The sequence below is a fragment of the Parvularcula bermudensis HTCC2503 genome (genome assembly GCF_000152825.2).
Classification (GTDB): domain Bacteria; phylum Pseudomonadota; class Alphaproteobacteria; order Caulobacterales; family Parvularculaceae; genus Parvularcula; species Parvularcula bermudensis.
The window spans coordinates 1,006,719-1,029,596 of record NC_014414.1 but is presented as its reverse complement, the minus strand read 5'-3'; the positions used below and the strand labels follow the sequence as shown (position 1 = coordinate 1,029,596).

Annotated in this window: 21 protein-coding genes; 4 read left to right on the top strand and 17 right to left on the bottom strand. The window is 60.1% G+C overall.

All coding sequences use genetic code 11. The features are described 5' to 3' along the window. Positions 1-2 precede the first annotated feature (2 nt). Positions 3-845, bottom strand: coding sequence for an ABC transporter permease (locus PB2503_RS04940; RefSeq protein ID WP_013300133.1), 843 nt, complete (start codon positions 843-845; stop codon positions 3-5). Between the two features lie 290 nt (positions 846-1,135). On the opposite strand from PB2503_RS04940, the gene PB2503_RS04935 reads away from it, so the two are divergent. After that, entirely contained in the window at positions 1,136-1,594 is a 459-nt protein-coding gene (locus PB2503_RS04935; protein WP_013300132.1) for a GcrA family cell cycle regulator, read from the top strand. Positions 1,595-1,613: 19 nt separating this feature from the next. On the opposite strand, the gene PB2503_RS04930 is transcribed toward PB2503_RS04935, so the two are convergent. The 3 genes from PB2503_RS04930 to PB2503_RS04920 all read right to left on the bottom strand — a co-directional run bounded on the left by PB2503_RS04930 (position 1,614) and on the right by PB2503_RS04920 (position 6,694). Beyond that, on the bottom strand, positions 1,614-2,249 hold the full coding sequence (locus tag PB2503_RS04930; RefSeq protein WP_013300131.1) for a tetratricopeptide repeat protein: 636 nt from the start codon (positions 2,247-2,249) through the stop codon (positions 1,614-1,616). Between the two features lie 117 nt (positions 2,250-2,366). After that, on the bottom strand, positions 2,367-5,063 hold the full coding sequence (locus tag PB2503_RS04925) for a sensor histidine kinase (RefSeq protein WP_158305823.1): 2,697 nt from the start codon (positions 5,061-5,063) through the stop codon (positions 2,367-2,369). Positions 5,064-5,305: 242 nt separating this feature from the next. Next, positions 5,306-6,694, bottom strand: a complete 1,389-nt coding sequence (locus PB2503_RS04920; protein WP_013300129.1) for a leucyl aminopeptidase family protein — start codon at positions 6,692-6,694, stop codon at positions 5,306-5,308. 93 nt (positions 6,695-6,787) lie between these two features. Between PB2503_RS04920 and PB2503_RS13840 the strand changes: the two genes are divergently transcribed. Beyond that, positions 6,788-7,909, top strand: coding sequence for a tetratricopeptide repeat protein (locus PB2503_RS13840; RefSeq protein WP_013300128.1), 1,122 nt, complete (start codon positions 6,788-6,790; stop codon positions 7,907-7,909). Positions 7,910-8,115: 206 nt separating this feature from the next. Here the strand turns inward: PB2503_RS13840 and PB2503_RS04910 are convergent, their stop codons facing one another. The 10 genes from PB2503_RS04910 to PB2503_RS04865 form a co-directional block, all read right to left on the bottom strand. Then, positions 8,116-9,132, bottom strand: a complete 1,017-nt coding sequence (locus tag PB2503_RS04910; RefSeq protein ID WP_013300127.1) for a type II secretion system F family protein — start codon at positions 9,130-9,132, stop codon at positions 8,116-8,118. Positions 9,133-9,136: 4 nt separating this feature from the next. Then, complete coding sequence (locus PB2503_RS04905; RefSeq protein WP_013300126.1) at positions 9,137-10,129, bottom strand: type II secretion system F family protein; 993 nt, start codon at positions 10,127-10,129, stop codon at positions 9,137-9,139. 11 nt (positions 10,130-10,140) lie between these two features. Then, positions 10,141-11,604, bottom strand: coding sequence for a TadA family conjugal transfer-associated ATPase (locus tag PB2503_RS04900; RefSeq protein ID WP_013300125.1), 1,464 nt, complete (start codon positions 11,602-11,604; stop codon positions 10,141-10,143). Positions 11,605-11,613: 9 nt separating this feature from the next. After that, entirely contained in the window at positions 11,614-13,275 is a 1,662-nt protein-coding gene (locus PB2503_RS04895) for a CpaE/TadZ family protein (protein ID WP_013300124.1), read from the bottom strand. A gap of 45 nt (positions 13,276-13,320) precedes the next feature. Then, positions 13,321-13,959 carry a CpaD family pilus assembly protein gene (locus PB2503_RS04890; RefSeq protein ID WP_013300123.1) on the bottom strand — a complete coding sequence of 213 codons (639 nt, stop codon included), beginning with the start codon at positions 13,957-13,959 and terminating at the stop codon, positions 13,321-13,323. Between the two features lie 22 nt (positions 13,960-13,981). After that, the gene (locus PB2503_RS04885; RefSeq protein WP_041535323.1) at positions 13,982-15,454 is read right to left on the bottom strand and encodes a type II and III secretion system protein family protein; all 1,473 of its coding nucleotides are present in this window, start codon (positions 15,452-15,454) and stop codon (positions 13,982-13,984) included. An 8-nt stretch (positions 15,455-15,462) separates the two neighbouring features. Then, positions 15,463-16,224, bottom strand: a complete 762-nt coding sequence (cpaB, locus tag PB2503_RS13835) for a Flp pilus assembly protein CpaB (protein WP_013300121.1) — start codon at positions 16,222-16,224, stop codon at positions 15,463-15,465. Positions 16,225-16,319: 95 nt separating this feature from the next. Next, positions 16,320-16,814, bottom strand: a complete 495-nt coding sequence (locus tag PB2503_RS04875; protein ID WP_013300120.1) for an A24 family peptidase — start codon at positions 16,812-16,814, stop codon at positions 16,320-16,322. Positions 16,815-17,026: 212 nt separating this feature from the next. Further along, complete coding sequence (locus PB2503_RS04870) at positions 17,027-17,209, bottom strand: Flp family type IVb pilin (protein ID WP_013300119.1); 183 nt, start codon at positions 17,207-17,209, stop codon at positions 17,027-17,029. A 130-nt stretch (positions 17,210-17,339) separates the two neighbouring features. Beyond that, entirely contained in the window at positions 17,340-18,056 is a 717-nt protein-coding gene (locus tag PB2503_RS04865) for a Crp/Fnr family transcriptional regulator (protein ID WP_013300118.1), read from the bottom strand. 142 nt (positions 18,057-18,198) lie between these two features. On the opposite strand from PB2503_RS04865, the gene PB2503_RS04860 reads away from it, so the two are divergent. Next, positions 18,199-18,735, top strand: a complete 537-nt coding sequence (locus tag PB2503_RS04860) for a pilus assembly protein N-terminal domain-containing protein (protein ID WP_013300117.1) — start codon at positions 18,199-18,201, stop codon at positions 18,733-18,735. Between the two features lie 107 nt (positions 18,736-18,842). On the opposite strand, the gene PB2503_RS04855 is transcribed toward PB2503_RS04860, so the two are convergent. Beyond that, positions 18,843-20,015, bottom strand: a complete 1,173-nt coding sequence (locus PB2503_RS04855; protein WP_013300116.1) for an acyl-CoA synthetase family protein — start codon at positions 20,013-20,015, stop codon at positions 18,843-18,845. A 271-nt stretch (positions 20,016-20,286) separates the two neighbouring features. Between PB2503_RS04855 and PB2503_RS04850 the strand changes: the two genes are divergently transcribed. Next, positions 20,287-21,261 carry a complex I NDUFA9 subunit family protein gene (locus PB2503_RS04850; protein WP_013300115.1) on the top strand — a complete coding sequence of 325 codons (975 nt, stop codon included), beginning with the start codon at positions 20,287-20,289 and terminating at the stop codon, positions 21,259-21,261. A 21-nt stretch (positions 21,262-21,282) separates the two neighbouring features. On the opposite strand, the gene obgE is transcribed toward PB2503_RS04850, so the two are convergent. Further along, positions 21,283-22,341 carry a GTPase ObgE gene (obgE, locus tag PB2503_RS04845; protein WP_013300114.1) on the bottom strand — a complete coding sequence of 353 codons (1,059 nt, stop codon included), beginning with the start codon at positions 22,339-22,341 and terminating at the stop codon, positions 21,283-21,285. Further along, positions 22,338-22,868 (bottom strand): GNAT family N-acetyltransferase, encoded by a 531-nt coding sequence (locus tag PB2503_RS04840; RefSeq protein ID WP_013300113.1) that lies wholly within the window; start codon positions 22,866-22,868, stop codon positions 22,338-22,340. Before PB2503_RS04840 ends, obgE begins: the two co-directional genes overlap by 4 nt. Positions 22,869-22,878 lie beyond the last annotated feature (10 nt).

Here is a 22,878-nt window from a genome sequence, read left to right as displayed (position 1 = left end):
CTCTATGCTTTCAGCTTATATCCGCTGCGAAAGAGTCGATAGGTAAGACCGCACAGCACAATGGAAAGCCCCCCGGACACAATGACTCCCGTCCATAGGGCCCCGTCGGCAACGCCGATGAAGCCGAAGCGGAACCCGTCGATCAAGTAGAAGAGCGGGTTGACCGCGCTGACATCGGCCACCCATCCGGGCAGGGTCGGCTTGTTGACCGAGAAAAAGGTGCCCGAAAGAAAGGTCAGCGGCGTGATCACGAAATTCGCGATCAGCGCCAATTGATCGAATTTCTCCGCCCACATGCCGGCGATGGCCCCCACCGCCCCCAGCATGATCGAGGCGGTGAGCGCGAAATAGAGCACAGCCAAGGGATGCGGCATGCCGAGGGGAGCGCCACTGATCGCCATGAAGACGAGGATCGTCACCCACGTCACCGCCCCCACCAGCAACCCACGCGTCGCCGCTCCGGCGACAAAGGCGATGGTCAGCTCCGCCGCCGAGAGGGGCGGCATCAGAATATCCACCACCGACCCCTGGACCTTGGCGATAATCAGCGAAGAGGAGGCGTTCTGAAAGGCGTTTGAGAGAATTGCCATCATGATGAGCCCCGGCGGCAGAAAAGCGGCATAGGGGACGAGCACACCATCGATCATCGGATCCCGTCCGCCTCCAGAAAAAGCGACAAGGAAAACCGTCAGGTAAAGGACTGTCGTGATGATCGGGGCTGCGACCGTCTGAAAGGCGACTTTCAAAAATCGCCGCACCTCTTTGCGATAAAGGGTCCAAAGACCAATCCAGTTCATGCGACCGAACCGGCGCTCACCGAAATCCGTTCTCGTCGTATCGGTCATAAAATGACGCCTCACTCAATTTTTTTCTTGCGGGGGTCCTGCAAATCACAGCACGGGCATTAGCGATAGCTGACGGTCGCGGCAATCGCCGGGCGCGATCGGCTGTGACCTTGGGCTTCTTTATCTGTGGAAAAAAACCCAACCACTAAATGTGGTTGGGGAATAATACCCGATCCCCCCATCTTGTGGGTCCTTAAGATTTTGTTCACCATATCTTGGGAGGCGAATAGTCGCCGCTCTAAATATCGTGCCGGGGAGTAAACGCTGGCCGAAGCCTTAGGAGGCGAGATATGGCGTGGACGGAAGAACGTGTAGAACAACTCAAGCAATTGTGGGGCGAGGGGCTTTCGGCGAGCCAAATCGCCAGCAAAATGGGTGGCGTGACGCGCAATGCCGTGATTGGAAAGGTCCACCGACTGGGGCTCGCAGGTCGCGCAACCCCCGCCGCGCCCAAACCGCGGGTCGTACGACACCAGACGGAAGAGACCAGGATCGCGCCCCTTTACGGTCTGGATCAGCTCTGCCCCGGAATCGATAAGCCAACGATTTCCTCGATTGGCGGCAACCAATGCAAATGGCCCATCGGCGATCCGACGACCGATGATTTCCATTTTTGCGGCCAGTCCGCCGGCCATGGAAAATCCTATTGCGCGTATCACAGCCAACTCGCCTTCCAACCCAGCACTGGCCGTCGCGATGATTCCCAGACGCGCCAACGGCAATTGCCGAAGGTCAAGCAGGTCGGCTGAAAGCGGACAGGAAAACCGATTATTCCGTCAGCGTTGGCGTCGGCATAGAGACGCCACGCTGGATTAAGTCACCGCGCAAGACCAGGGCATCGACAAGATAGGGATCGATGGCCAGCGCCGCCTGAACGTCCTCCGCGGCGCGCTGGATCTGCCCTTCCTCAAGATAGGCACGGGCCCTGAGGCTGAGGGCATCCGCCGACAAGGCGGCATGCCGGGATAGAGCGGACAGCGAGAGAATGACGCCCTCCCATTGCTGACCGGTCGCGTAGATGCCTGCCGCCGCCATGTGCAGGGAGGGAGCATCGCCGGCGAGCCCATAGGCGGACCGGAGCATTTCGAAGGCCTCGGACCGCGCGCCGCCACTCATATAAGCCTCGGCCGCCTGGATATAGAGACGAGCGGCAATACCAGGATCCTCCCGCTCCCTGTCGGCGAGGGACTTCAAACGGTCCGCGGCCTGACGGTCACGTCCATTGGCGAGATGGGCAAGGGCCAGGCAATGTTCGGCGGGACGCCCCCCGCGCTCGGCCAGCCACGCCTCCGCGTAATCAAGGGCAGCCTGAGGGGAGGAGATGGACAGTGCCGTACAGGCCTCGTGGCTGCGGGGCGCCGCACTTCCCAAAACGCTGAGAGATATCAGAAGCGGGACGAACATAGCCGCCTCCTATCACGCAGCGCGCGGGCGGTCCTCCTTACTCTTTGGGAAGTTCATAGGCCCTTTGGGAAGCTCGCGGGCCCTTTGGAAGTTTGCGAGCGATCGCCCCGGGAGGCTCTACGCCCTCGGCGCCGCCTCGGCCGGTCGCTTGGCGGGCACGTCACTTTCGCCCTTGAGGTCGTCGCCGTCATCCGCAGCAGCGTCCGGCACCGCCTGGTCTTCCGACGGGCCGCCGGTGTCATCGGCCAACAGCCCCTCGGGGTCAGGGCCCTCATCCGCTTCGTCGATGACAAGCGTGTCCGGGCCGTCCACAGGCAGATGGCAGGTGACGACAGTCCCCGCGCCCTCCTGGCTGGCCAGACGGACAAAGCCGCCATGCAGTTCCACGAAACTATTGACGAGCGCGAGACCGAGCCCGGCGCCCGCCCCGGGGCCCGCGCTTTCAAACCGATCGAACACGGTCGCCTGATCCTGGGGCGACACGCCCCGGCCGGTATCCTCGACCCAGATGCGGATCGCATCGCCGTCCCGGCGGGCCCCAAGGACCACCTGCCCGCCCGCTTGGGTGAAGCTGAAACCATTGGCGAGAAGGTTGAACAGGACCTGCTTCAAGCGACGTTCATCGGCCTTCAGCGTGCCAATATCCTTGGGGCAGTCGACCTTCAGGGAAATTTCGCTGTCTTCGGCCTTGAGGGCGGCGAACATCGCCGCACTTTCGAGCAGGTCGCGCACATCGACCTCCTGTAACTCAAGCCCGAGGCGCCCGGCATCGATAGCGGCAAGATCGATGATATCATTGACGAGATCGAGGAGGTGGTTCGACGCGGTGAGAATTGTCGCCGCATAATCCTTTTGCCGGTCGTTCAAGGGACCGACCATTTCGCTTTCCATCATTTCCGCAAAGCCGATGATCGTATTGAGCGGATTGCGGAGCTGATAGGAAATATGGTCGACAAACCGCGTCTTGATACGGTCGGCGTCTTCGAGGATCTGGTTACGAATCTCCAGATCCTTCTCTCGTTCCCGCGCATCGGTGATGTCGAGGAACGTGACGAGGGTTGCCCCGTCCGGCAGCGGTGAGGTGGCGGGCAACAGGATCCGCCCATCCTTGAGAGTCAGTTCCTCGCCCACCCGGGACACACGATCCTCATGGGCGAGGGAGACGATCCGGTCCTTCAGGCGGGCAAGACCCTCATCCACGTCCCGGCCCCGCTCGGCCATCGGTTCACTGAGAGAATCCCAGTGCGGACGATCGTCGAGTTGATCGCGGGAAAAGGACCAAAGGGTTTCGAAGGATCGGTTATGGAGGGCCAGGCGGCCGTCGACCCCGAACACCGCAACGCCCTGCGCCAGGGTATTGAGGGTCGCGCGCTGCACCGAAATCTGGGTCTGGAACCGGCTTTGCAGCCTCAGGGTCTCGGTGATGTCTTCGAAAACCACCGACACCCCGCCAAGGCCGTGTCGCTGGTGCCGGACCCGCAACGTCTTGCCCTCCGGCAGGTCCCAAATCTCGTCCGGCGCCGCCCCTTCATTGGCGGAGCGATCCTCCCCCTGCACCTCGGTATAAAGACGCAGCTCATTGGTTTTCCAGGCGTTGAAATCTTCCTTGGCCGGCAGTTTCCCGGCATGCCTCAAAAGGTCGAGCAATTCCCCATGACTGGGGCGGGTCCTGAGGATCGAGACATCAAGGCCCCAAAGATCAAGGAAGGCCTGGTTCGAATATTCGAGGGACTGGGCCGCATCGAACACCGCAACCGCGGTGGACAGCTGGTCCAGGGTCATTTTGTGGGCGCGTTGCTGACGCTTCAGGTCCAATTGCGCCCGCTCTTGCCGGGTGATGTCGATGGCCATCCCGCCAAAGCTCGCCCCGACGGAGCCATGCATCGGCACCTCGATCACGCGCAAAAGCCGCCGCTGTCCCTTCACATTGACCGCAACCACCCCGTCCGTGCCCCGGCGCCCCGACCGCTCCGCCTCTTCCTTGGCGCGCTCGGCGATGGGGCGGAACGCCGGGTCGATCTCGATCTGATTATCGATGACTTCGGCGAAATTGATCGCCTCGACCATTTCGACATAGGCCTGGTTGACCCATTCGAGGGCGAGGTTCGACCCCCGACGCCAAGCCACGATCGGCGCCCGGTCGAGTTGATTGAGCGCCCCGTGGAGATCCGCCGCGCGGTCCCTGGCCTGGCCCACGACGCCGGCTTCCTCGGCGAGACGCACCACGGGATCGGTCAACCACAGGGTGACCTGATTGCCGGCAACCCGGCCGTCGCATTCGATCGGCCGCCCCTCATCGGTGATGACCGCCCCGGAAAACACGATTCCATGAGTCCTGAGGGTCGCCACCTTTTCCCGCAAGGTGGGCGCCGCCGAGCGGTTCTGATCCCCCTCAAGGGGCAGATCGCCAAGCGCCTCAAGCAACCCCGATGCGGGGTTATCCCCCCTCTCATCGCTATGGTCGGTATAGGTCAAAAGCGTGGCAAGGGCGGCTGGACCGCCGAGAATGCGAGGATCCCCCCACCCGGCCTCAAGCTCGTCCTCGGTATCGTCCCAAACCAGCACGAGCCCGGGATGGCTTGCCAGAATGCTCTCGGAGGAATCGAGGGTCGCCTCCATCGCGGCCAGTCGCCGCGACCAATCAAGGGTGGCGGTTCGACCGGCCATGGCCACCTTGATGGCCCAGACCGTCGCCCCAAGCCCAAAGGCCACAGCGCCGCCGGTGACAAGCAAAGTGGCGTCGACACCACCTGTGGCCTCAACCCCTTGCGCGGCCGCACGGGACATCAATGCCGCCGAAGCTGCACCACCCATGGCTAGAGCGCGCCTTATCCCCATGCAATCCGTCCCGTCGTGCATCGCCGTTTCGCCAAAAGACCGCCGGCGCCCATACATGGCGAGCCGCACACGCCCCTTCGCAACCATCGGTTCTTCGTTCTTAGGCCCAAACGAAGACCGCGAACGGTCAAGAAATCGTTAACCGCTATTCCCAAAAAGTTTACGAATCGTCGTCTCTTGGGGGAACCCCCAAAAGCTGTCAGCAGACAAAAAGTTTCTCAACGGACTCTCTGGTCAAGCGCTGCGAATAATGCCCTTATTCCCATCGCCTCTCCCCCCATGGGACGCCCCGGCCTGGCCGCGGGGGTCCAGGCGTAAAGGTCGAGATGGGTGTAGGCGATCGTCGAGGGGACAAAACGCCTTAGAAACAGCGCCGCCACGATCGATCCGGCGAACCCGTTGGCGGAGGCATGATTGACGTCCGCAATGCTCGATCGGAGAAAGTCGTCATAGCGGCTCCATAGAGGCATTGGCCAAAGCGGGTCGGCAAGCGCCTCCCCCTCTTTGTGGGCGCATTGGGCAAAGGTCTCATCGGTCGAGTAGATCGGCGGAAGATCCGGACCAAGAGCGACCCGCGCCGCGCCGGTCAGGGTTGCCAGGGAGATGATGTGATCTGGGCGCTCCTCCGCCGCGAGGCACAGCGCATCGGCCAAGACAAGGCGCCCTTCGGCGTCGGTATTGGAAATCTCCACCGTATCACCGTTCCGGGCACGGAAAACATCGCCCGGCCGAAAGGCATTCCCGGCAACCGCGTTTTCCACAGCCGGGATGAGCAGGCGCAACCGCACGGGGAGTTCCGCTGCGATCATCATCGACGCCAAAGCCAGGGCGTTCGCTGCGCCGCCCATATCCTTTTTCATCAGCCCCATACTCCGCCCCCCCTTGAGATTGAGGCCCCCTGAGTCGAAACAGACGCCCTTTCCCACCAGTGTTATCTTTGGCGCATCGTCCTTTCCCCAGGTCAGATCGATCAATTTGGACGGAGTCGCAGCGGCCCGTCCCACCGCCTGGATCAAAGGGAACCCCTCAGCCAAAGCTGCGCCCTCAACGATCGACAAGCGCGCGCCCGTCCGATCGGCTATCGCGCTGGTCGCCGCAGCGAGGTCGCTCGGCCCCATATCTTCGGCCGGTATATTGACCAAATCCCGCGCAAGATAGGTCGCGGCCGCCTCCCGTTCGAGCCGGGCCCGGTCCACCCCCTCGGGCCAGACCAGCCGCACCCCCTCCGATGCCTTGAGATAGCGCCGGAACCGATAGGCGCCGAGGGCCCAGCCAAGGGTCGCGAGGTGCAGGGCCTGGCCCTTGAGCGGTGAGGCAAGCTGATAACTCCCCTTCGCCACCGCCGACGCGGCGGCCCCGAGGGCGAGAGGGTCACGCCCCTCCCCGACCCCGCATAACAGTCCATCGGAGGTCATCAGCGTCTGGCCAAGCTCTCCTGAGAATCCCATACGAAGGGCCATATCGGCGGCGCCGGGCAGCTCGCTTTCAACCCAGGCAGCAGCCCCCGCCGATGGGACGAGCCAAATCGGACAGGGGGCATCGGGTGTTTCATCTGGCTCCTCAAAGGCGTCTTGCCACCGCGTCATCGGCACCTCCGAAACATCCATGCTGTAAGCCCCCTTTAAGACTTTGTTCGCGCTATTGAGCCAGTGTCCGTCCCGTATAGCCGGTTTTCGGCCGGGTAGACTGAGGTACTGAACATGGTTTCCCATTCCTTTCGCGCTGGCGCGGCCGCCATCGCCCTTTGCGTCGGACTCAGCGCCTGCTCCACAGTGGCGCCGCTCCGCAAGGCACCTGAGGCCACTGTTGTGCCTTCGCAGGATACGGCCGCCAATCATATGGATCCAATTGCCACGGCGGCCTATTGGGGGACGCGCTATGATCGCAATCCGGGAGATGCGACGGTTGCCGTCGCTTTTTCCTCCGCCCTCCGTACCATGGGGAACGCGTCGGAGGCGCTGAAGGTCATGCAGCAGACCCAGGCGCGTGCGGGCGACCAGCCCGATGTTCTCCTGGAGCTCGGCAAAGCCTTTATCGCCAATGAGCGGCCGCACGAAGCGGTGCGCCCCATCGAACGCGCCATCGCCATGGGGAAAAGCGACGATTGGTCGGCCTTTTCGGCCTATGGTGTCGCGCTTGACCTGACCGGCCAGCACCGCGCCGCCCGGACGCAATATGACCGCGCCCTCGCCCTGGCCCCGGAGAAACGCCAGATCCTGAACAATAAGGGATTGAGCTATGCCCTTTCAGGGGCGCCCGACCGGGCCGAGCTGACATTCCAAGAAGCGACCGCCAATAATGGCGGCACCGCGCAGATTCGCCAGAACTATGCGCTGATCCTTGCCCTTGCGGGCCGGACAACGCAGGCGGAACGCCTCGCGCGATCGGATTTACCGCCCGCCATGGCCGACCAGAATGTCCGCTATTTCCGGGAATTGGTTGCCCAGCCCGCCCATTGGGGCGATCTGCGGCAAGCCGATGTCGAGTTGCCCGATTTTGGCGAAGACCCCGACACTGTGTCGATGACGACCCGCGCCGTCCCGAACGACCCCAATCGCCTCCCCGCCTATGCAGGGGCGTTGATCCGGGGCAGCGCCGCCGAGGCGGCGGACCTTGAGGGGGACAGCGAGCGCCAACAAACCGCGCCGGACATTCGCGTGCCGCAACGGCGCCCCGTCGCCACCGAGGCGCCGCAAAAACTCGAACGCGCCCCGCTGCCCGGCCTGATTGATGAAGAGGCCCCTCGCCAGGAGGAAACCCCGGCGGATGACCGCCCGGTGGCGGAGGCCTCGGATATGGGGATAAACCCCCCTTCATTGTAAGTCGTCGATCAAGACACCAGAAGACAGGGGGCGTCCCGCGGGGCGCCCCCTTTTTGTCATCAAACTACGCAGAATAGCCGACAGCTCTGCCCACGGATCAGGCTTAGAGCCTATTCAAGCGACAGGGGAACCGGCTCGCGCAAAAAGCCAGGACAAAGCAAATGCCTAGAGACATTTCCCCTGACCAGGGCTGACCTAAAACGGCTCTAGCGCTCGTTCTGTAGCGGTTCGTCCGATACTTCCTCGGTCGCGGTGGAGGTTGCCTTGAGAACCCCGGGGCCGAGAATGACGACAAACAACACAGGCAGGAAAAACAAAATCATCGGTACGGTGAGTTTTGGCGGCAGAGCGGCAGCCTTCTTCTCGGCGTTCTGCATCCGGATTTCGCGGTTCTCCGCCGCCATCACACGCAAGGAGGCGCCGAGTGCCGTCCCATAGACTTCCGATTGGATCAGTGCGGTGGTCACCGACTTGACCCCCTCAAGGCCCGTCCGTTCCCCAAGATTATGGTAAGCCACTTTGCGGTCTTGCAGATAAGACAATTCCGCCGTGGTCAACCCATACTCCTCGGCAAGCTCGGGGCAGGAGGCAGCCACCTCCTCGGTGACCTTTTGCAAGGCGGCCTCGATCGACATTCCACTCTCTACACAGATCAACAACAGGTCGAGGCTGTCCGGAAAGGACAGTTGGATTTTCTGCTTCCGCTTTGTCACCAGGTTATGGACATATATATTCGGCAGATAATAGCCGAGCGCCAAGGCCCCAATGCAGAGAATGAGGCGCATGAAACTCGCGACCTCGACCACTTCGAGCACATAGAGATAAAAGATCGCCACCAAAAGTGCCGCGACCGGGGTGATGACCCGTGCCAGCATATAGGTGAAAACCGGCCGCTCACCGCGGAGCCCCGCCATCATCAATTGCTTGCGAGCCGCGGCGGCATCGAAGATCTCGAACAATTTGAGTTGTTCGACCAGCCGTTTGCCCATGCCGCCGGCCGTGGCGTTTCGCAGCGATCCCGGCTTGCGGGAGCCCGCCAATTCGGCGCGCGATTGCTGGCGCAGCCGCTCCTTATAGTCGGCGACCTTTTTGACCCGTTTATCGAGCCCGTTATCAGCGAAGAGCGGCATCACCAAGGTGACGATCGTTAAAAAGACCCCCACCGCGGCCAACATGGCGATTTGGTTTTGCCGGTCGACGGCCGCTTCGATGAATTCCTGCATCCGCCTACACCTTAATGGAGATCATGTTCTTCATGACGACGATGCCGATCAGCATCCACATACCGGCCCCCATCAACATGAACTGACCCGTCTGTGTGGAGAACAATGGCGCGATATAGTCAGGGGCGGCCAGGTAGACGAGGCCCGACACGAAGAATGGCATCGCCGCAAGAATAGCCGCAGAAGCCTTGGCCTCCATCGAGAGAGCCGCGATCTTGCCGAGCATGGTCTTGCGGCTGCGCAGCACCGTCGACAAATTCCCAAGCGCGTCGGCCAGGTTGCCCCCCGTCTGCTGCTGGATGACAAGGACGATGGCGAAGAAATTCACGTCGCTGATCGGCATCCGATTATACAGGCGCTCAAGGCTCTGCTCCAGGGTCAGGCCGATCCGCTGCCCTTCGACGAGGAGCTGGAACTCCTCTTTGACGGGGCTTTGCGCATCGCGGGAGATAATCTTCAGGCATTCATTGACCGGCAGGCCGGATTTCACCCCACGAACGATCACATCAATCGCGTTCGAGAACTCATTTTCGAACTTTTTCTGACGCTTGCGGCGGGTTTGATAGAGGAACCAGCGAGGAATCCCCAGACCACCGACAATCCCCATGGCGAGGATAACAAGTGCATTCTGCCCCGAAACATATCCTATGCCGATCATCACCACAGCAACGATCGCGGAGGCCGTCCAAAAATCGCGAACGGAGAAATCGAATCCGGCCTGTTCGATCAGCTTATCGAGAGAGACCTTCTTCTTCTGATTGGCCTCTTTTTGCTTATCTTCGATCTTTTTGAGGCTGTCTGAAATCGTCTTGCGACGATCGCGCGTTTGTTCCTTTGCCGAGGTTTTCCGCTTGGCCTGCTTGGCATTGCCCGAAAGCGACTGAACCCGCTTATTCGTCGCGCCGCCGCCATCGAATCCAAGCAGCGCGAAGGCCAGACCGACAATGGCCACAAGACCGATACCAAGAGCGATCAAGCTGTTCTGATCGAGGGTCATGGCAAATGTCCTTACGCCGCGTCCAGGGCCTCGGCGAGTTCATGGTGGCGTCCATAGTACCGGGCACGATCCCAGAAGGCCGGTCGGGCGATCCCTGTGGATCTGTGGGCCCCGATAATTTTTCCGTCAGCGTCTTCACCGTCCATATTATAGACGAACAGGTCCTGCGTGATGATGGTGTCGCCCTCGGTCCCCAGGACCTCAGTGATGTGGGTGATTCGCCGAGAGCCATCGCGAAGGCGTGCCGCCTGAATCACAACGTCAACAGAGCCGACGATCATCTCCCGGATCGTTTTAGACGGGAGGCCCAACCCTCCCATGGTGATCATGGATTCCAAGCGGGACAGTGCCTCCCGCGGAGAGTTCGCGTGCAGGGTTCCCATGGAACCGTCGTGACCGGTATTCATCGCCTGCAAGAGGTCGAAGGCCTCTGCTCCCCGAACCTCCCCCACAACGATCCGTTCAGGACGCATCCGGAGACAGTTCTTAACGAGGTCGCGCATCGTCACCTGCCCCTGCCCTTCAAGGTTCGGGGGACGGGTCTCAAGCCGGACCACATGGGGCTGCTGCAATTGCAGTTCCGCCGCATCTTCACAGGTGATGACCCGCTCATCGAGATCGATGAAGGATGTCATACAGTTGAGCAGAGTCGTTTTCCCCGAGCCCGTACCGCCGGAGATCAGCGTATTGATCCGGCAGGCACCGATAATGCCCAAGACCTTCGCCCCCGCTTCGGAAATCGATCCGAAGCGGACGAGATCGTCGATCGTCAGCTTGTCTTTTTTAAACTTCCGAATCGTCAGGGCCGGTCCATCGATCGACAAGGGCGGGGCAATGACATTGACTCGGCTGCCATCGGGCAGGCGCGCGTCACAGATCGGGCTCGACTCATCGACCCGTCGGCCCACCTGACTGACGATCCGCTGACAGATGTTCATCAGCTGAGCATTGTCGCGGAACCGGACGGGCGTTTCCTGGATCTTCCCATCGACCTCAATAAAGGTCCGGTTGGCCCCATTGACCATGATGTCGGCGATATCGTCCCGCGCCAGCAGCGGTTCGAGCGGACCGTAACCGAGCACGTCGTTACAAATATCTTGGAGCAGGGCTTCCTGCTCCGCGATCGACATCTGCAACCCTTTGATCGAGATGATCTCGTTGACGATGTCCCGAATTTCCTCAGCCGCCGCCTCCATATCGAGCTGGGCAAGCTGAGAAAGATCGATCGTATCGATCAGTGCATTGAAGATGACCATCTTGGTCTGATAATAACCTTCAGACTTTTCATCGACGATCGGCTTCTTGACCTCAGCCTGGGGCGGCGTGTCAGGGACAGGGGCCGCGGGCTTTCCCGCCGGACGCGCCGACGACTTGGCCTTGGGCGGCTCCGTCATACGCGCGGGGAGCTGCTCCGGTCGGGGGGACGCCGCCGGGCTTTGGCCCGGACCGTCTGAAAGAGATTTCTTACCAAACATGGGGTTGGTCTACCGGCCTAAGGAAAAGAGAGATTTAAGACTGAGCCTTTGCTTCTTTGCGGACTGTGTTTGACCGAGCAGCCTTTCGGATACTGTCCTTAGGGCGACGGCACATTTCGACTTCGGATTAAGTTCGATCAGGGTTTCCGCATTTGTGGAGGCTTGACCGAAGGCGGCAGGGTCCCATGGAAACACAGAGAGCGCCTCAAGATCGAGGGCCTCTTCGAATTGCTCGACCGGCACCTCCGGCCGTTTCGGCACACCCATCTGATTGAGCAATAAAATCGGCGGTGCATCGTTCGCCCGGTGGGCCTTGATGACTTCGACCAGATTTTTGGCATTCCTGAAAGACGACAGGTCAGGTGTCGCCGTAATCACGATTTCGTCAGCGCCGTGAAGGACGTGTTGCGACCAAGGTGACCAGATATGCGGCAGGTCCACAACCACCGAAGGCGCTGCCTGACGCACAAGATCGATCACGATCTCAAAATTCTCGGGCGACAATTCATAGGTTCGCTCAAGCATATTGGGTGCGCTGAAGATGGAGAGGCGCTTCGTCACCTCCTGCAACAGACGATCGAGCAGAACACTGTCCAAGCGTTCGGGGGAGGAAAGCGCCTCGGCCAACCCCTGACTGGGATCGCGCTCAAAATCGAGACTGGCCGTCCCAAAGGGCAGGTCAAGATCGAGAAGCACAGTGTCCGATGCATATTCCTCTGCCAGAGCCCACGCCACATTATGGCAGATTGTCGAGGAGCCGACGCCCCCGCGTGCCCCCACAAAGACAAAGGATCGCCCAATCGTGCTGACCGCCGGATCGGTATAGATTTTCCCGATGGCTTCGATGATTTGGAGTGGTGACCGCGGCGCCACGATATAATCGCTGACCCCGCGATCGATCAAAGAGCGATAGAGCTGAATATCGTTCAGATGCCCGATAATCATGACATGGCTGCTCGGGTCGCAGACCTCGGCAAGCTGATCGAGCCCCGCCAGTAGGCTCGTCGGGGACTCGCTGGCCTCAATCAAGATTAGGTTCGGGCTGGCTTCCTCAGCATAGATCTGGGCGGCACTTGCGGCATCCCCCGCAGAGATCGTCACATGGGTCTTTGACATTCGACGATCCGCCGCTGCCTTCTCGACAATCAGCGTGGTTGCTTCGTTCTGGGTAAAGACGTGAACGTTAATCCGCGGAATGGGAGCGATATTGAGCGCGGTCGTGTCGGTTTCCTCCGGCAACGGACCGGGAGGCACCCCTTGCATAAAACTATCGCCCATGGGCGCTGGGGGGGACGCCGTTGATGTCGGTTCTGGCGCGATATTGCCTTCCTCCTGCTCCCTGACGGCAGGCGGCGGACCGGACTGCATGGCGGCTGAGGAGGCAAAGTCGAAATCGTCCAGGGCATCGACCCGATCGTCCTCAACAGACGCCGGGGGTTGATCGTCCGGTGTGACCGCCGGGGGAAGATCATCCGTCACCGGAGGAGATGACACCTCCTCGTCCGCCGCTTCGTCATGCTGACGTTCCGCCGCCTCGAGCGCGCGCAACTCCTCCTCGAGATTAGGGTCCTCATCGAGAAGTTTCTGCAATGTTTCGTCGTCGAGATCGTCGAGATCGAGATCGAACTCGAATTCACCGTCCCCTTTGGCTTCGCCCGAAACTCCTGCCATGGTCATCTCCTCAAATTCGACGCATCGCCCCCGACGGGAGGACGATCAATCGAGCTCCACTTCTACAGCTTCGATCACGACAGTATTCTGAGTATTGATCGGTTTACTGGCGAGATGCCCGTCCCGTGTAGTGGTGGATTGAGCTCTCGTCAGATCGCGGGGGTCGGCGATCATCGCCGCCAAATTGTGCTGGCTGGAACAGCCGAAATTCGGGTGCGATAGGTTTCGGAAACGAGCGGCCCGCTCATTGTCGAACACACCGCATTGGGGCCCCTGCGCCACATAACGCACGAAGGACACCATCACTTCTTTTGCCGTTGAAGAGGTCACAGAGGCCCCCTGAATATCAGCATAGGCCACACCGCTGTCATTCAGCGCCGCGCGGACGGCCGCCGCGGTTTCGTTCGCCTCAAGATCCCGTCCGGTTCCCGCCGGGGCCGTTACAGTGATCGGGCCATAGCCCTTTGTGCGATAGGCGCTGACGAAGCGGTCAAGCTGTTGGAGGTCCCCGCGCGATAAGCCGCTTCGGGTCGAGTCGATCGGGATCGTCAGGGTCACGGCTTGTTGATCCACCGTGATCGGATGGCGTTCTGCCGCGGATAGCGAATGGACCTCGCTGTTAAAGGGGGAGGTACAGGCCGCACTGACCACTAGAAGGGGCAGAAGAACAGCAATCTTACGCATCTTGAATATTCTTCCTTTCGACTTAGTCGAGAATGAACCCGATCGGCCCTGAGAGTTGTGCGTCACGGGCCTTACGTCCGCGGACGCCATAGGCGCTTTCCAATTGACCCAAGATGACGGACTGAACCGGGCTTGGCGGCGCATAGCCCTGGGCCGGATCGGTTAGAGCGGCGAGGTCGGTGGGCTCCACCAGATAAGGGGTGGCGATGATCACCAACTCGGTCTGTTGGCTCTGGAATTCCTGACTACGGAACAAGGCGCCCAGGACAGGGGTCTCTTTAAGACCCGGAACGCCGTCGATGACCTCGTTGATGTCCTCTTGCAACAAGCCCGCAAGAGCGAGGGAGCCCCCCGACGGCAATTCGACCGTTGTCGCCGCCGAGCGGCTGACTGTCCCCGGCACGATAAACCCTTCAAAGGTTTGCTCGATGATCTCGCCGGTATCGGGGTCCTCCTCCGCCTGGGTCGCACCGGCAATGGAGAGACCATTCACGTTCGAGACGTCCGAGACTTCCGTGGCGAGGGTCAACTGAATACGGTTTTTCGAATAGACCACAGGTTGGAATTCAAGCTGCACACCGAATGGTTTGAAGGTGACGGACGGCGTCCCGTTCGCACTCGCTTCGGGGACGGGAAATTCCCCCCCCGCCAGGAAGGAGGCGTTGCGTCCGCTCAACGCGACGATGCTCGGTTCGGCGAGCGTCTTCACAAGACCATTCTGTTCGAAAATGTCGAAGGCGAAATCAAGATTAGTGATATCACCAAATCCAGGAGTGGAAAGATTGGCATTGATCCCCCCCAAGGATTGACCGGAAATGGCAAAGGAGTTCTGCACGGCAAATTCGATGGCGGACCGATCGACCTGGGCGACGCCGTTCAAATCGATGCCCAATTGCCGCACAAGACGACGCTGCATCTCGACGATCTTGATCTTCAGTAGAACCTGTGAGGGCTCGCGAACTTTCAGCATGTTCACGAAGTTATCCTCACCCGCGAAGCGCGAAGCAATTTCCCCCGCCCGCTGAGCGTCCGATGCATTATCCACCGTACCGTGGATGATCACATTCCCGTTAAGGCTCTCCACTGAAATCCGAGCGTTCGGCACGAGCTTGGTCATTAATTCCCGTATCGTGTCGGCGTCTTGTTCGACCCGGATTTCAAGATTGAGGATCTGGTTGTTGGCGCGGTCGAAAAAGAACGCGTTCGCCTGTCCGGCCTCACGCCCCATCAGGAAGACACGTTGAGGGGTACGGATCACGGCTTCGACGATATCGGGGTCGGAGACGATGATATCCGTGGCGGGACGGGGCAATTCGATGATCGCCGCTTTGCCGAGGGGGAGGAGAACCTCGCGGCTGGCAAGACCATTACCGCCGGCATCGTAGGTGGTCTCGAATTCGAGGGGGGTACTCCCCCCCGGCTGCGCCATTGATGGACCCGTCCCGATAAGGACCGCCCCCGCAAGTCCAGCCATCACTGACAAAATCTTACGCATATCGATTATCATCCTTGGCCGAACCGAATGACGACCACCTCTTCGGGTGAGGTGTCGACGATCGGCATGCCTGTTTCAGGCGAAAGGTCGTAGACACTCCTCAATACGAGAGTGAGCTGCTTATTGTCTCTGGCGCCGATAAAGCTGGGGACCTGGGCTGGTGAGAGCTCAAATGTAACGGTCGATCCATTGAGCGCGGTTTGCTCGTCCGTTACATTGGTGACCTGATCGATCGCCAACACGCGAATATTCCGGAGAATGGCGGAGGTTTCCATCTGCCCGTCGTCGCCGATCCCGGTTGCGAAGATGTCAACTCGATCCCCAGGAAGAATAAACCCGCCTGAGGTCTCCTCAAGGCCCATACGCGCCGTGACCGCACGCATGCCCGGCGTCAGGATCGATGCCAGCATCCCCCGGTCACCATGGGCAACCGTATTGACGCCATAGATAGGTTGGTTCGCATCGATCCGCAGCCGCGCACGACGCAGACCGAGATTGTCGATGAAATCCTGATCATCCTTGGTGATGAAGAATTCTGGTACATTGGCGGACGGCCACTTCACCCATTTGACCATGCCCTCGGATAAAATAGCGCCCTGGGGAATATCCTTTGCACTGAACATTACTTCAGCCATCGCCATGCGGGGTTGAATGGGCGCGGTCGGAACAGCGGTCGTCACCGCGGGCTCATCATTACCGGCAAGCATGAAGAACGCTGCCCCGCCTGCGGCGATGGCAACTAACAATATAAGCAAACGTGCGGCTTTCATGCTCTCACCCTTGGACTCCGACAGCCCCGTATTACGGTAACCTGAATGCTAACCTTCAAAACAATGTTAATACGCCCTTTCCTCACGGGTTTTCTCTAGAAGAGGGAGAAGGGAGTTTTTGACCATAACATCAGGCCAGATGCCGCGATGGCGACCCCATAGGGCATGTCTTTCTTTCGATTATACAAATCGAACAGCCACCCCGTCGACATGACATTCACCGGCAGGGGGAGGCGCCGAAACGACAGCAGCGCAAAAGCGAGCCCTCCGCCAAAAATCATCGTCCACAGAACGAATTCGAGGGCCAGTGCCGGCCCGACCCAAAGGGTCGTTGCCGCCAAGAGTTTGACATCGCCGCCCCCTAACTTTCCGATGGCGAAGAGGGCAAAGCCGGCGGCCAGAATACCAAAGGCAAAGGCAACACTCGACAGGGCCATTGTAAAGGGAATGCCGACAGCAAGAGCACATAACGGCCACGCAACCGCCAAGGCCGCCGTAACCCGATTGGGGATCTTGAAACTTGTCAAATCATAGACTGCCGCAACGCTGAGCAGCGCCGGATAGACGAGACTAATGACGGATGAAAACATGTTCTCGACCCTTTGAGTGTGGTGTAGGCTGACGAGGTAAGGATTTCCTTGCCAACAAGTTAGGCAATGGAATCCTGAGCGTTTTGGTGAGGTTCGAAACAAAAAAGCCGGCCTCGCTGTCGCGAAGCCGGCCTATTTATGCTCGCCAGCCCATCTTCTAACCGTATCACGCAGCGGCTAGGAAAGAGGGGCCAGCGAAACCCGTAAACGGATCAGGTGGTGACGCCGTTGTTTTCGAGCGTGGTGTTCACGTCGTCGAACGCGCCCTGAATCCGGGTGCCGAGCGAGCTGACGGCCGAGATGATCGCAACCGCGATCAGGGCGGCAATCAGACCGTACTCAATAGCGGTGGCGCCGTCTTCGTCTTTCACGAAGCGATTAAAAAGATTGTTCATGGTTCTCTCCTGTTACCCAAAGAAATCTGGTTTTTGCACTCTCCAGATGTAATTTGTCCTATGGCATGAAGTTAAAAAAATGACGAACGCTGGAAAGTATATTGGTAAATTTTTCGCTACTAATAAGTATTCAATATGCTAGACTTCTGAGGCGCGAAAGATCTTCAACGACAAGCCCTGGATAGTCTCGCTTAACGATCCCACTATCGATGAGGCGCGCGACCACTGCCGCAACCTCCCGATCCGCCACACCGCATTGCTCGGCCATCGTTGAATGGCGTGGCATCGGGTCAATCACATGATTACCGTTGCGCCGAACAACGAGGTCGATCAGCAGACGATGAATTCTCCGCTCGCCATCGATCCGACCGTCTTGGGGGGCCACGGCCTGCTGCCATTGTCGTGCGGCATGACGGAGCAAAGCCTTGGCGAGGTCGTCATGGGTATCAATACATTCCCGAAAAGCACCGCAGTCGATCAAAAAGAAATCGGACGGGGCAGTGGCCATCAAGCTTAAGGGTAAAGAGCCCAAGGTTTCATCGGCCAACAGCCCCGTCAGTCCGACTGTCTGACCAGACGTCAATTCATCGACATCGAATTCCCCCGCACGCGACGTCGCCTTGACAAGCCGCGCATGTCCTTTGGCCAGGGCGAACAATGTTGTCCCGTCGAATTGTCCGTCAATGACAATACTGTCGCCCTCGGCATAGGCCACATGATCCGAAATCGCATTGATCGCCACAAGTGTCGGAACGGAGACGCCGACCAGCCAAGGGAAAGCCTGGAGAAGGGAAAGTCGCTCCCGCTCAATCGGCATGGCATGGGAGGGATCGATCGCAGCGGCCATTTACGCACCTTGTCTCTAGGCAGGATGCGATGACTAACAGAGGAACACTGAGATTGCGTAAAGCTCCCCCCCACGGATTTAAAGTGTTGTTGAGACTTAGATGGCTAAAAGAGTGTTGCGTATCTCTCATGGGACGACCGTCATGAAACTGTTTACCGGATTGGCCGTGATCGCCGCGACTGCCCTCGCCCCCACCGCACAGGCAGGAGAGATGTGGCTGACACTGAACGATGCTCGGTTTCACGAGACCGCAAAGCCCATCAGCAGTATTGTCGTCGGGAACCCGGCGATTGCCGATGTCACGGTTCGGACGAAAACGAATATCATTCTGTTTGGCAAAATGCCCGGCGCCACGACAATTACCCTTTTCGACGCGCGTGGAGAGGTAATCGACCGTCTTGCGCTAAAGGTTCGGAATGCCAGCAATAATGTGGTGACCCTGCAGGCCGGCGAGAACCGGTACACCTTTTCCTGCACCACCGTATGCGAACAGATCCCGGCCATCGGCGATGGGTCGAATGAGAGTCGCGCCGAATTGGCCAGTGTCGCCGAACAGGCGCAGCAGGCCGTGACCCGCGCCTCGGCCGGGGACAACCCGTCGAACTCCGTCGTCGAAAGCCTCGAAGGGCTTGTTTCGGTGGGCGAGGCGGTCACCCCCTCTAACGGCAACGATTCATGAGCGCCCCTGGGGCATTTTCGAGCGAAGCGGGAACCGGTTCGCGTAGAGAAAATGCGGGGAAGCAAAGAGCTAGAGACGTTTCCCAGCCCCGATTGAGCGATACGGCTCTAATGGTTGTCTTCGGGCAGCTGGTCGGCGAAATTATATATTCGCGGACGCTCTGTGGGTCTTAATCGCCGGCGACACCATTCGTCGATCGACCACGCCATCTTTTCGTCCGGGTCGATATCATCGGCGAGAACGATATCGGTAATCAATCGATCGAGGGCGCCCGGCCGCTGCGATACTCTCACACTACATTGGCTGACCATTGGGTGCTCGGCGATTGTCGCTGCGATCGCAGTCGGAAACACATTGACCCCGCCGATCTGAATGGCCCCGTCCCGCCGGGCGCCAAGGTCAAATTGCGACGGCCCGGTCCAGGACAAATCGTCCATCGGGAGCATTTTATAGGGTCGCCCATTGGCGCTGGATCTGATGATGGCGCTGCCCTCCCCTCGGCTCCAATGGCGGAAAAGCGAGAAGGGGTCCGGGGGGCTGTCGCGCCACCCCACAACGCCGGTTTCGGTCGATCCGTAGAGTTCTCGCATCGCCCCCACACCGCGGGAGCGCAATTGCCGCGCAAGCTCCGGACTGAACCGCTCCCCGAAGGTCAGTCCCATCACATTGTCAGGAAGATCCGGCAGCGTTTCTGCGAGATATCGCCACAAGGTCGGCGTGGCGATAATCAGGTCACCGAACTGGACCGCTTCGGCGAGTTCGTCAGGACCAAGTCCGCGCCCATCGACTACCTCAAGCCGGAGAAGCGAGGGGGCGAGAACCGAACTGACAAGCCCCATCAGATTGTCCGCCTGCACCAAACTGAAAACCCGGCGACGCCCCTGAATCAAACTCGCAACGGCCGCCGCGTCCTGATAGATGTCGTCCGCATTATGGCGCGTATCGACATAGCCCGCAGGGGTCGCCGGATAGAACCGAAACGACGTCAGCCGTCGCCGGATCAGGGGGAACAGACGCGCCGCCCATTGGCCGAAGCGGTCCTCGGCATTGGTTTCCAACGCCTCGGCTTCGAGATCGAAGAACTGGGTGAACCGCAGGCCGCAGGCCCGCCTTTGCTCAGGGGTCGCTTCGACACCCCCCGCGCCAAGGGGGGTGTCGGCATCCCAACGCGAAAGGGTCAGTGTCTCGGTATATTGCCCAAATCGGCGCGCTAATTCGTCCGCCGTCAGCGAGGCGCTGATCTTGACGAGGTCGGGTTCTTTAATTGTGAAGCTATCCATACGCGTTGCCGGACCTCCCCGTCCCTGTCACCCTTTGTTCTGTCGCCCCTTGTTCTGTCCCCCGCTGCGCCGCCCGCCACGGGGGGAGCCGGCGCCGACCCCGCGCCCATTCCGCCCAAGGGTCGAAAAGCGTCACAGCGAAAACCTTAGCTGCGGTCTCCTCTCAAACCGGTCGAGACATTAGACGCGTTTGAGGATCGAGACCTACCCAAACCGTGCGGGGTCGACTAGGTCCAGCATTCGACATTACCCGCCAAAGGAGACACCACTCATGGCTGCCAAAATCGTGACCGTTCTCGGCGCTTCAGGCTTTTTGGGCCGTCATGTCGTCAGAGAGCTGGCCAATCACGGGTGGCGTATCCGTGCCGCTGTACGGCGACCGAACAACGCCCATTTCCTCAAGCCCTTAGGCAAGCTGGGCCAAATCGATATCGTTCAGGCCAATATACGCGAACGGATGTCGGTGGCGGAGGCGGTGGAGGGCGCCAATGCCGTCGTCAACCTCGTGGGCATTCTTGCGCCCGAAGGACAGCAAACCTTTGAGAGCGTGCAGGTTCAGGGCGCCCGCAATGTCGCCGAAATGGCTGCGCGCGCGGACATCACGAATGTGGTGCATGTCTCGGCGATCGGCGCCGACCCGGCGAGCGACAGCGTCTATGCGCGGACCAAGGCGGCGGGCGAAGCGGCGGTCAAAGAGGCCATTCCGGGGGCCGCGATCCTGCGACCGTCGATCGTCTTCGGCCCCCAGGATGACTTCTTCAATCGATTTGCCAGCATGGCGCAGATGTCGCCGGTATTGCCGCTGATCAGCGGCCAAACGCGATTCCAGCCGATCTATGTCGACAATGTCGCCGATTGTGTCGCCGCCGCCCTGGACGACCTCGACCTCAGGGGCCGGACCTATGAGCTGGGGGGGCCTGAAATCATGACATTCAAGGAATTGATGCAGCTGATGCTGAAGATCATCGGTCGTCGCCGGATCCTACTGCCGACCCCCTTGCCGGTGGCCTCTCTCATCGGCAATGTCGGGGACGTCGTCGGCTCCTTGCCTTTTGTCACCCCGCCCTTGACCAGCGATCAGGTGAAACTCCTCCGCCGGGATAATGTGGTCGGCCTGACCAAGGATGAGACCCTCGGCACCATCGAAGATTTCGGCATCTCCCCCGAGACCCTGGAGGCCATCCTGCCGACCTATCTCGTCCGCTATCGCAAGCAGGGGCAATTCAGCCCCGAGGTCCCGGTCTGACCCTGTCGCATCGCCCGCACCTCAGGGCCGCCATCCCTCCTCATCGGGGGCGGCGTCGCGCAGGCGCTCCCGTTCTTGTGCCGCCGCCCGACGTTGCGCTGTGAGGGCGCCCATCGCCTCAAGGAGAGGAGACAGCCCCTCCCCCGTGGCCCCCGAGACGAGGAAAGGCGTCGTGCCGGTGACCTGTGCCAGGGCGGCCCGCTTTTCCTCCCGCACATCTTCGTCCAGCGCGTCGATCTTGTTGAGGGCCAGGATCTCCGGACGCGCGGCAAGATCCGCCGAATAGGCCGACAATTCTTCGCGAATGGTTCGATAGGCACCAACAATGTCGCCCTCCGTCCCGTCGATCAGATGGAGGAGACCTGCGCATCGTTCGACATGCCCCAAAAAACGGTGGCCGATCCCCGCGCCCTCATGGGCCCCTTCGATCAGACCGGGAATATCGGCGAGCGTGAAGCTGCGATTGGGGCCGAGCCGAACCACCCCCAATTGAGGATGAAGGGTCGTGAAGGGATAATCAGCGATCTTCGGCTTTGCCGCGGACACCGCCGCAAGAAAAGTCGACTTCCCCGCATTCGGCAGGCCGACAAGGCCGATATCGGCAATCAGCTTCAGCCTTAGCCATAAAGTCCGCTCCTCGGGGAGTTGCCCCTTATTCGCGTGGCGGGGCGCTTGGTTCGTGCTCGTCTTAAAATGCGTATTCCCAAAGCCACCATTGCCGCCCTTGGCGAGGAGAACCCGGTCACCTGTGTTTTTCAGATCCGCGATGAGGGTCTCTTCGTCCTCCTCATAGATCTCCGTGCCGGTGGGCACCTTGATGATGAGGTCGTCCGCCCCCGCCCCAGTGCGATTCCGCCCTGCGCCGTTCTCGCCACGATTCGCTTTGTAATGCTGCTGATAGCGAAAATCGATCAGCGTATTGAGGTTATCGACCGCCTCGGCAATGACATGGCCGCCGCGGCCGCCATCGCCCCCGTCCGGTCCGCCGAATTCGATGAACTTCTCCCGGCGAAAGGAGACACATCCATTCCCTCCGCCGCCTGACATGATATAAATCTTTGTACGATCGAGAAACTTCATGGTTTTAGGTCCTGCCGCGTGAGGCGAAAGCCCAGTCGGGGAAAATTGTCGCGCCGCGTCATTGACCACCCTGGGCCGATATCGCCCAAGGGGCGAAAACCGACCTTGAGCGCCACGCGCTGGGACGCCACATTATCGGTGAAAATATCCGCCTCGATCGCATTGACCGGCAAGGCGCGAAAGGCGTGAGCGCACAGGGCCCGCACCGCTTCGGTGGTCAGCCCCTGCCCCCATAGGTCTTTCCTTACGCTATAACCGATCGACCAGCGCCGCCCGAGCCTCTGGCTGAGACCGATGCTGCCGATCACCCTGCCGTTCTGGACCATCACAAGACCGAAGGTTTCTCGGGGGTCGGAGGTGCGCCATTGCCGCAGACGGAACAGCGTCTCCTCCCTAGTGAGCGGATGTCCCCAAGTTTTCGTCGAAACAGCGACATCGCGATCGCCAAAGACGACCGTCAAATCATCGGCGTCCCGCAGCACGGAGCGCCGCAGGACCAGTCGCTCGGTTCGAAGGCTATGGGGCATGTCTCCTTGT